Genomic DNA, 8,721 nt, shown 5'->3' on the forward strand with positions numbered 1-8,721 from the left:
CCTACTTCAATATGGTTAATTACGAATCATTTCGCTCTGGTCTGCTTTCATGCATGATAAATATCAGAAAAATAGCTAGTTCGGTTGGGATAGATTTTGAAACGCTATTAGGGCTTGTCGCCGAGAATGATTTTTCAATTTTCGGTGAGAATCAAAATGCTTTTAATTCTTTATGTAGTATGATTGATGATGCTCTATTAGCCATAATAGAAGATCAAAATGTCCAATCTGAAGAAGATGATCCGCTGCATACAATCGATCGGGTATTTAGAGGGTCTCTAGCGGCTATTCAGGCCCAGATCTACGGCGAGGGGATGGACGAAAATGAAGTTGTGAGTATTTTGCAACACAGGCTTTTTTATTTAATAAATAATTGTCCTGATAAAAGTGAGCGTCAAATTTGTGTGGCTTCGGGTCTGCCATATAAATGTGCGAAAAAACTATACTCTGATCATTTGGAATTGAAAGCAAAATTGGATGAAATGTTTGTTGATGGCTATGAACTAAATAAATTTTTTGCGTTTGTGGAGTGGATTGAGAGCTGGGTTCGGTCGAATGGTGAGCAGATTATCGAAGGGAAATGGCCAGAACAATCAGAATTCAATCTTATTCGGAATGGGTGGATTATCGGAACACCATTATCTGAATTGACTCACTTATCTAAAAATGCACTAAAAATATGTAAAGACGTTTACGGTTATCAATTACCATGGATTATACATGGAGCGGCTCAAATATTAGCTAAAAAAGGCTATAAAGAAGACTCAGATGTTTTGGATGCCCTTGCAGCTATGTTGGAGTTTGGTTTACCTAACCCAATAGCAGTAAATATTTTTCTAGCTGGAATTAGATCTCGAGTAGTGGCATGTGAATTAGCTTCTTTAAATGAGGAATGGGAATCAACTCCTGCTGCTATTAGAAAACAATTATGTAATTCCGAAATAGTGCTGCGTATTACACCTCAAATTTCAGATAATGCCCTCTCTTGGTTGAGGGTTTTAGAAGCGGATACAACTAAATCAGAGGTTATAATTCCTACCTTTCCTCCTTTTACGTTAAATGATTGGAAAGACTCTCCTGAAAGAATTATAGTAAGAACTTTCGATGGTTCAACTTATCTGTGCACACCTGATGGCCGACAATTCATGGCAGTTAAAACTAATGAAAAATGGCCATTTGATACTATAGCAGATGATTTGCGATTTGCATTTGTATTAAATGATGATGCTTATCATTTAGAAATCCTTGATCCACATCAAATTTTATAATCAATTTTAATACATTCGACCAGGGGTGATTTGATGTTTCCTTTTACCAAATCATTTAGGTGAATGGCTTGCACATTAGTAGAAAATATTGAGGAAATAAATCAACTTTTGTAATTTGCTTATCTTTATTAGGATATATAATTTATATGGCTCAAATTGAACATAGCGTACCCTAAATAGTCTAATTCACATGCCAGGCTTTCATCATTATAGCAATATGTTGATATTAATCGATAATACTTAGTCATAACCTTTCATCTAGGGCTGTTCTATCTAACATTCAAAATAATGTGAGGTTAAAATTTAATATGGATATGCAGTTATGACTATCAGGGCACATTTAATTTGCACCCTGTATGCACCCTGTAATTGAGTTGTGTTTTTGTGGAAACGCTTATAAACCTTTATTTATATGGTCGGAGTGACAAGAATTGAACTTGCGACCCCTGCCTCCCGAAGGCAGTGCTCTACCGGACTGAGCTACACTCCGTTGCTGTTTTTATTCCCATTAAGTGTAGTTAATATCTGAATAATCTGAGGAATTTTTTCGATTTCGAATTACCGTGGCCAGCCACGATAATTCGGTTCGCTGGTTTTTCCTGGCTTATTGGTAAGTACCATTCGTCATGTTGCCTTGTTTTATTTGGCCACACAGCCGTAATCAGTTTAATCGAAGGATGGTTTCATTTCTTCTAGCACTTCATTTTTTTGAGTTAATGTTGCAATTCCTGCACCGACTAAATCAATGGCATTAATAAACGGGCTGGCTACAGCTGTGAGTGCAGATATCAACGCGAAAACCATATGAAAAATACCATCGATAAGGTGTATCTTCGCTGCGTGTGTATTGAATTTGGCCAAATCAACTGCTGAGCGTATACCAAGCCAGAGGGAAGCAGTAGCAAGCTCCAGTGCTATCACTGAAAGGCTGGCAGGTGCAGTTACTACACTCGCCGTTTTATAAAAAAATTCTGTTTTAGATTGGTAGGGATGGAAGAATAGTGATTTTATTGGTGCTTCTTTACCAAATCTTATATGGTCAAATATAGTATTCGTCATACCGCATTGGGTGAATAAAAAATCATTAAATTTTTTTAAGAATTCCTGGAACGTCATACAATCCCTCGTACAAAATAAATTAGGCATCTCATCATACATCAATTTTTGTCCAATATTAAAGAGCTTTAATTGCGAGTTTCTGCTCTTTGCCTGTTTATGAATTATACTTATTATGTCAGGTGTATACTCAGTGGTATTTCAATGCATAAATTATTGATTACTTTTCTGCTCTTATCGGGGATTTGTTATGCTGCAAGCATTACGAATAACATACAAGGTGTTGGCTATCAAGACAGCATAGTGCCCTATATTTGTATTCAGGATAAGAAAGGAGCCGTTTCTTTGGCATTACCAGCAAATAAATCAGGTGATGCGAATAAAGCATCAGGAAACTCTTCTTTCGCAGGAGGTACTTTAAGATTTGGTGGTTGTTCTTCAACAGATATTTATCTTGGTGATATTGGATTTTATGTCAATTCTGTAGGTAATAATGCGATTGGCAGTTACACGCCGCCAGAAGGGATTCATATTGAGTATATGAATCCCGCTATAGACAGTGGAGGTGTTGTAACGGGAACTGTTAATTATACTCCAATAGAAACTAATATGGAGCTGCAACAGGCAAGGGATAATGCAACCTGGGAGTTTGTCGGTATTAATTTATCCGGTCTGGAATTGGGCAAGGTAATTGATCCGACAGTCATACCTAATCTTTCCTTGGAAGACAGTTCCACTATTTATTCTGACTTGCAGGAAGTACAATCCTTTATTAATGCTGGAATGAATACTGTGCGTGTTCCAGTGAGCTGGGGTTATCTTCAATTAGATGGTGCCGGGGTAGGCAGTATTAATTTAGATTATTATAACAATTATATTCGTCCACTATTACACACTTTAACTCATGCAAAAATTCATACTATTGTTGATTTACATGCATACATGCGTTATTCAAAATTTGGTGAGTATTATTCTGGGTGCGGTGGTAGCGGTGCTTGTCCTGATGGCATCCTGATTCTTGATGAAAAAGCGTATCAATCCGTCTGGGGGCAATTAGTTGAGTTGATGCAAAATGATCCGCATATAGATAAAAATTATCTGTTAATCGATTTGGTTAGTAAGCCTGTGGCCGTGCCTGATGACAAAGTATTTACCATACAGACTTCTTTAATAAAAATGCTGAGGCAACAGAGCTTTAATGGTTATATTTTGGTCTCAGGAAATGGTTGGTCAAGTCTTCATTCCTGGAGCAGTTATCACTGGAGAGGCAGTGACAATCAAGAATACAGTAATGCGACGTTATTTACTCGTGATAATTTTGCTAAAGAAGGCATTACTGATTTATCTAGAATTTTAATTAACGTGCATCAATATCTGGACAGCGACTACAAGGGAACTGAGGACGAGTGTGAACAAGATTTAAGTACTACAGGTGAAAAAGGCTTTAATCTGAATGAGTTTGTGGATTATTTGAATGTAAATCAGCTAAAGGCAATAGTAACTGAGTTAGGTACGGGTAGGAGTTCTGCGAGTTGTAAGGTGCCATTGAATGATTTTATGAATTATTTAAAAGATAATTCTGCTAAAAATAAAGGTTATGGCTTTGTGGGATGGGCTCTTTGGTCTGTTGGTCATGGTCGGGGAGATTACAATTTGCGCGTAAAACCGGATTCTTATCAGATGGATGTGGTGAAAGAGGCAATGCAATAACCATTTGATTCATTTCATGTCTCTGCTTACGTCGACTCCCTGAGTGCCTTGGATAAACTCGGCACCTTGAGATTTTAGGCCAAAAATGGAATGTCAACAGACCCTAGTAGTTACGTTCCAAAGCAAAATTGGCAAGATCTATTAATGCCGTTTTGTATTCTGATTCTGGAAGAACAGTCAATGCAGAAAGAGCTGAGTCTATTTCCTGAGCTGCGACACTTTTGGTGTAGCTGATTGCTTTTGTTTCTTCAATTGCAGCAAGAATTTCTGGTAGAAAATCCAGATTGCCTAATCTCAAGCTGTCTTTTATTTGTTTTTTTTGCGTTTCCGTACCTTTTTGTAAGGCATGAATTAAAGGAAGGGTTGCTTTTCCATCAGCCAAGTCATCGCCAATATTTTTGCCTAAAGTTTCTGCATCCGAGCAATAATCCAGGGCATCGTCAATAAGTTGAAATGCATTGCCCAAATGGAGGCCGTAGTTGTAAAGACCTTGTTGTACTTCAGTTGGTGCTTTTTTGAGTATGGGGCCTATACACGCAGCAGCAGCAAACAACAGCGCGGTTTTCGCGCGAATTACTTCAAAATATTCATCAAAGGTCAGAGCAGGGTTATTACGATTCGCGAGCTGTTTTACTTCACCACAGCTGATTTGGTGAGAGGTGCTGGCTAAAAGATCCAAAATTGCAGCATCACCAACATTCACCATTAATTGCACTGATTGAGTGAATAGGTAATCACCAACCAGAACACTCGCTTTGCTTCCCCAAATACTGTTTGCAGTTTGACGTCCTCTTCTTAAGTTAGATTCATCAACTACATCGTCATGTAATAACGTGGCGGTGTGGAAGAATTCAACCATAGCAGCAAGTGGTATATGATCTTTGCCTTGGTAGGCACAGGCATTACTTGCCAAGAGCACCAATAAGGGACGTAAACGCTTGCCTCCACTTTCAACAATATGATGGGACAAGTCATGTATTAAACTTACCTGCGATTGAATCTTATCAATAATTAAATTATTAACCGCGTCAAAATCTTCACTAACCAAGGCGCGTATACGGTCAATAGTCATTAGATATCCCCATGCCATTTAATCAATGAATCCTAAGGTGGGTCATGCTAATTGTCAAGTGGAAGTAGGAACTTGGTATGAACTTAAGTCGCTCAGGGAGCAATTCAGGCTGAGTAGAGCAGGTAGGTTTTGGAGGGTAATTGATGCACCTTACTTCATCTTATATTTTCTTTTTTTATTTTTATACATGTTGCTGTCAGCCAGATTTAAAAGACTTTCAGCATTTGATGCGTCTCTTGGAAAATGAGCCTCGCCAACACTTATAGAGCATTTTAACTCCATGTTTTTAATATGAAAAGGTTCTGAAAATTCATTTAAAATTCGATGCATAATAATTTCGGCTATTGTGTCATCCGGTTTATAGCTGATAATGGCAGTAAACTCATCACCACCTAAACGGGCCAGAAAATCCTGTTCTCTGAAGCAGGTTTGCAGGCGTTTTCCAACTTGTAATAAAAGAGTATCACCAACATCATGACCGTATTGATCGTTTATTTGTTTAAATTCATTCAAATCCATAAAAAACAACGTGATTGATTTGTTCTCCAGTTTGATTGCATCAATTCTTTGCTGGAGGTAAGTGTTGAAATAAGAACGATTTGGTAAATTGGTGAGCGGATCATGATTGGAAAGGTAATGAAATTTTTTCTTATCCGCATTGAGCAAAAAATTCTGCTCTTTTAATAGAGCGACGTATAGGTCATTTTGCTTTAACAAATTATACATAATCGTGATAATCAGTAAAAAAATGAAAATATGATTGATGTCATCTATAAAAGGCAGGTATGCTGACTGAACCTGATAAATTGGCGTGATATAGTGATAAATAAATATGAATACAATTGCAGCAGATACCCCACTATAAAATATCAAGCCCTCCAAACCTATTGTCGCTGCGGCAAGAATAGGCGTAATATAGAACCAGCCAAAATAAGTACTTGATATTCCTCCCAAACACAAGTTTCCCACCGTCATTATAAGTAAACACAAACTATTAATAATTTGAGCACAAAAAAGGATGGAGTATTTTTTCTTCAGTAATATCAGGTTTCCTAACGAGACTAAGCTGCCGATGAATAACAAACAAGCCATTATCCAAAATTGCAGATATATATTGATGGCGGTAAATATAATGCCAAACAGCAATAATTCTATGGTAATTGCATGGAGCAATTTATATTTTCTGTCTTGTTCACTGGGAGAAGATTTTGCGCGGCGAGTCGAATTCCTTTCAAGTGATGGCATTTAGTGACCCCAGATTTGATCGTCGTAAAAGCACATAGCAGTTCTTCAGTCCCTAATGTGTTCAATAAATAATCAGGTCCTGACATAAAGTATAGAATAAAATTGGAGTTAATTTATTATAAAAGAATGACAGGCTAATCGAAGTATTTTAAAGCCAGGTGTTCATACGTGGCTTAGTACCGAGCTACTGCTATTAATTAAGAACAGTACGTCATCCTGAGCATAGCGAAGGATCTCCTAAAATCCAGAGAGATCCCTCGTCGCGAGCTCCTCTGGATGACGATAATGGCCCGTTCGTGTGGGAACTGGGGCTGATTACGAGTCAGTTCCTTTTACACATTGAAAAGGAAGTGCATGACGTCTCCATCATTTACGACATAGCTTTTCCCTTCAAGGCGTAATTTGCCAGCTTCTTTCGCTCCCTGTTCCCCGCGGCAGCTGATAAAGGCATCGTAAGCGATAACTTCCGCACGTATGAATCCCTTTTCAAAATCAGTGTGTATCACTCCTGCGGCTTGAGGAGCTGTAGCGCCTTTATGGATAGTCCATGCTCTTACTTCTTTCACTCCTGCTGTGAAATAAGTTTGTAAGCCTAAAAGATCATATCCGGCTCGGATTACTTTGTGCAATCCTGGCTCAACCAAACCTAAATCTGCCATGAATTCCAGTCGATCGCTGTCTTCCAATTCAACCAGTTCTGATTCAGTTGATGCGCACAGGGCTACGATGCTGGCATGTTCCTGGGCGGCAAGCGCCTGAACTTTGGCAAGCAAGGGATTGTTTTCATAGCCATTATCATCAACATTGGCAATATAGAGTACCGGTTTTGCTGTGAGTAAAAAGAGTCGATATGCTACTTGTTCTTCTTCTGGGGTCAGCTCTAATGTACGAACCGGGTGCCCTGCATCGAGATGAGCTTTGATCTTCTCCAGGGTTTTCATTTCAAAAATTGCTTCTTTGTTTCCGCTTCTGCTGTTTTTTCCAGCTTTGAGCATCGCTTTGTCGAGCGTATCCATATCCGCTAAGGCCAGCTCGGTGTTAATTACTTCGATATCACTTAAGGGGTCAACTTTGCCTTCTACATGGATGACGTCTGTATTTTCAAAACAACGCACTACGTGCGCAATAGCGTCTGTTTCTCTTATATTGGCTAAAAATTGATTACCAAGGCCTTCACCACTGGAAGCGCCTTTTACTAATCCGGCAATATCAACAAATTGCATTGTCGCAGGAATAACCTGTTGTGGTTTTACTACATCACTTAATGCATCCAGGCGTGGATCAGGAACAGTTACTATGCCTACATTAGGTTCTATGGTACAAAATGGATAGTTTGCTGCTTCGATACCTGCTTTCGTCAGAGCATTGAAAAGGGTTGATTTTCCTACATTAGGTAAACCCACTATGCCGCATTTAAATCCCATATCTAATACCTCTCGCTATTGTCCTAAATACAGCAGCGTTTCTTTTGATTTTCGTTGTGCTGCTATTTAGTATTTAAGTGTTTAAATGATTCATTGCTCTGGCAATATCTCCAGACAATACCAAAGGCATTACTGCAATGCCTCTATCTATAGCATCATAAATCTGTTGCCTGTCATCGGCAGAGGGTTTATTCAATACAAATTGATGAACCATGTCCCTATGTCCAGGATGACCTATACCAATGCGTAGCCGGTGAAACTCGCTACTACCCAGTTGCGCAATAATATCTCTCAGACCATTATGCCCACCGTGACCACCTCCGGTTTTCAATTTAATGCGTCCGGCAGGTAAATCCAGCTCATCATGAACAACCATTATTTCGTCTGGAGTGATACGATAAAACTGACTTATTGCACGTGTAGGAAGCCCACTATGATTCATAAATGTTGTTGGTAGAATTAATTTGCATTGCTTGTTATTGAGTTCAAGTTCTGCTAATTCAGCCTGATTTTTTTTATCAATTTTAAAATGGGCACTGTGCCTTTGTGCCAAGGAATTAACCAGCCAGCCACCTGCATTATGTCGGGTCTGTTCATAAGCAGTACCTGGATTACGTAAACCGATGATAAGTTTAATGGCCATAGACTCTAATTTCTTTTAATTGGGTGTAATCGGGTTGTATCAGATAGTAACAGTATTTGTATTTTTTGCAGATAACCAGCTGTAGCAGTGCTGATTACCTGCAAGAAATGATTCAGGAGTTGCTGATTATTCAGCTTCACCCTTTTCGTTAGAAGCAGGCGCAGAAGATTCTTCATCAACGCTGCCTGCTTTAGATGCATGGATGCTGACTACTGGAGCATCGTGGCTGCCGTCTGTTACATCAACGGTCAGGTGAACGCCTTTTGGCAATTTCAGATCAGATAAATGCACCACATCATTCAT

General features: G+C 38.9%; 7 protein-coding genes, 1 tRNA gene and 1 pseudogene. 2 read left to right on the top strand and 7 right to left on the bottom strand.

Annotation, left to right across the window (positions count from 1 at the left end; genetic code table 11):
* Positions 1 to 1,268: hypothetical protein (locus Q0495_RS10465; RefSeq protein ID WP_298625852.1), on the top strand; the 1,268-nt coding region annotated here is incomplete at its 5' end.
* A gap of 413 nt (positions 1,269 to 1,681) precedes the next feature.
* Here the strand turns inward: Q0495_RS10465 and Q0495_RS10470 are convergent.
* Together Q0495_RS10470 and Q0495_RS10475 are read right to left on the bottom strand one after the other, a co-directional pair.
* Positions 1,682 to 1,758 (bottom strand) — tRNA-Pro (locus Q0495_RS10470).
* Positions 1,759 to 1,934: 176 nt separating this feature from the next.
* A complete protein-coding gene (locus Q0495_RS10475; protein ID WP_298625854.1) occupies positions 1,935 to 2,384 on the bottom strand; it encodes a hypothetical protein in 450 nt (149 codons plus the stop codon).
* A gap of 144 nt (positions 2,385 to 2,528) precedes the next feature.
* Here Q0495_RS10475 and Q0495_RS10480 point away from each other — a divergent pair, with 144 nt between their 5' ends.
* Complete coding sequence (locus Q0495_RS10480) at positions 2,529 to 4,034, top strand: cellulase family glycosylhydrolase (RefSeq protein ID WP_298625857.1); 1,506 nt, start codon at positions 2,529 to 2,531, stop codon at positions 4,032 to 4,034.
* A gap of 103 nt (positions 4,035 to 4,137) precedes the next feature.
* Here the strand turns inward: Q0495_RS10480 and Q0495_RS10485 are convergent, their stop codons facing one another.
* From Q0495_RS10485 to Q0495_RS10505, 5 genes and pseudogenes are all read right to left on the bottom strand, one after another.
* A complete protein-coding gene (locus Q0495_RS10485; protein WP_298625860.1) occupies positions 4,138 to 5,106 on the bottom strand; it encodes a polyprenyl synthetase family protein in 969 nt (322 codons plus the stop codon).
* Between the two features lie 150 nt (positions 5,107 to 5,256).
* Positions 5,257 to 6,351: a GGDEF domain-containing protein gene (locus tag Q0495_RS10490; protein WP_298625863.1), complete on the bottom strand. Its 1,095-nt coding sequence runs from the start codon at positions 6,349 to 6,351 to the stop codon at positions 5,257 to 5,259.
* A 332-nt stretch (positions 6,352 to 6,683) separates the two neighbouring features.
* On the bottom strand, positions 6,684 to 7,775 hold the full coding sequence (ychF, locus tag Q0495_RS10495) for a redox-regulated ATPase YchF (RefSeq protein WP_298625866.1): 1,092 nt from the start codon (positions 7,773 to 7,775) through the stop codon (positions 6,684 to 6,686).
* 73 nt (positions 7,776 to 7,848) lie between these two features.
* Positions 7,849 to 8,418 (bottom strand): aminoacyl-tRNA hydrolase, encoded by a 570-nt coding sequence (gene pth / locus Q0495_RS10500; RefSeq protein ID WP_298625869.1) that lies wholly within the window; start codon positions 8,416 to 8,418, stop codon positions 7,849 to 7,851.
* A 126-nt stretch (positions 8,419 to 8,544) separates the two neighbouring features.
* A pseudogene (locus Q0495_RS10505) lies at positions 8,545 to 8,721 on the bottom strand (50S ribosomal protein L25); the annotation flags it as partial.

Origin of the sequence: uncultured Legionella sp. (genome assembly GCF_937871865.1) — a bacterium.
Lineage (GTDB): Bacteria > Pseudomonadota > Gammaproteobacteria > Legionellales > Legionellaceae > Legionella.

Excerpts from the sequence above, each read along its gene's own strand:
- Q0495_RS10475 (WP_298625854.1), bottom strand. The coding sequence starts at position 2,384 with ATGACGTTCCAGGAATTCTTAAAAAAATTTAATGATTTTTTATTCACC.
- pth (WP_298625869.1), bottom strand. The coding sequence starts at position 8,418 with ATGGCCATTAAACTTATCATCGGTTTACGTAATCCAGGTACTGCTTAT.
- Q0495_RS10485 (WP_298625860.1), bottom strand. The coding sequence starts at position 5,106 with ATGACTATTGACCGTATACGCGCCTTGGTTAGTGAAGATTTTGACGCG.
- Q0495_RS10480 (WP_298625857.1), top strand. The coding sequence starts at position 2,529 with ATGCATAAATTATTGATTACTTTTCTGCTCTTATCGGGGATTTGTTAT.
- Q0495_RS10490 (WP_298625863.1), bottom strand. The coding sequence starts at position 6,351 with ATGCCATCACTTGAAAGGAATTCGACTCGCCGCGCAAAATCTTCTCCC.
- ychF (WP_298625866.1), bottom strand. The coding sequence starts at position 7,775 with ATGGGATTTAAATGCGGCATAGTGGGTTTACCTAATGTAGGAAAATCA.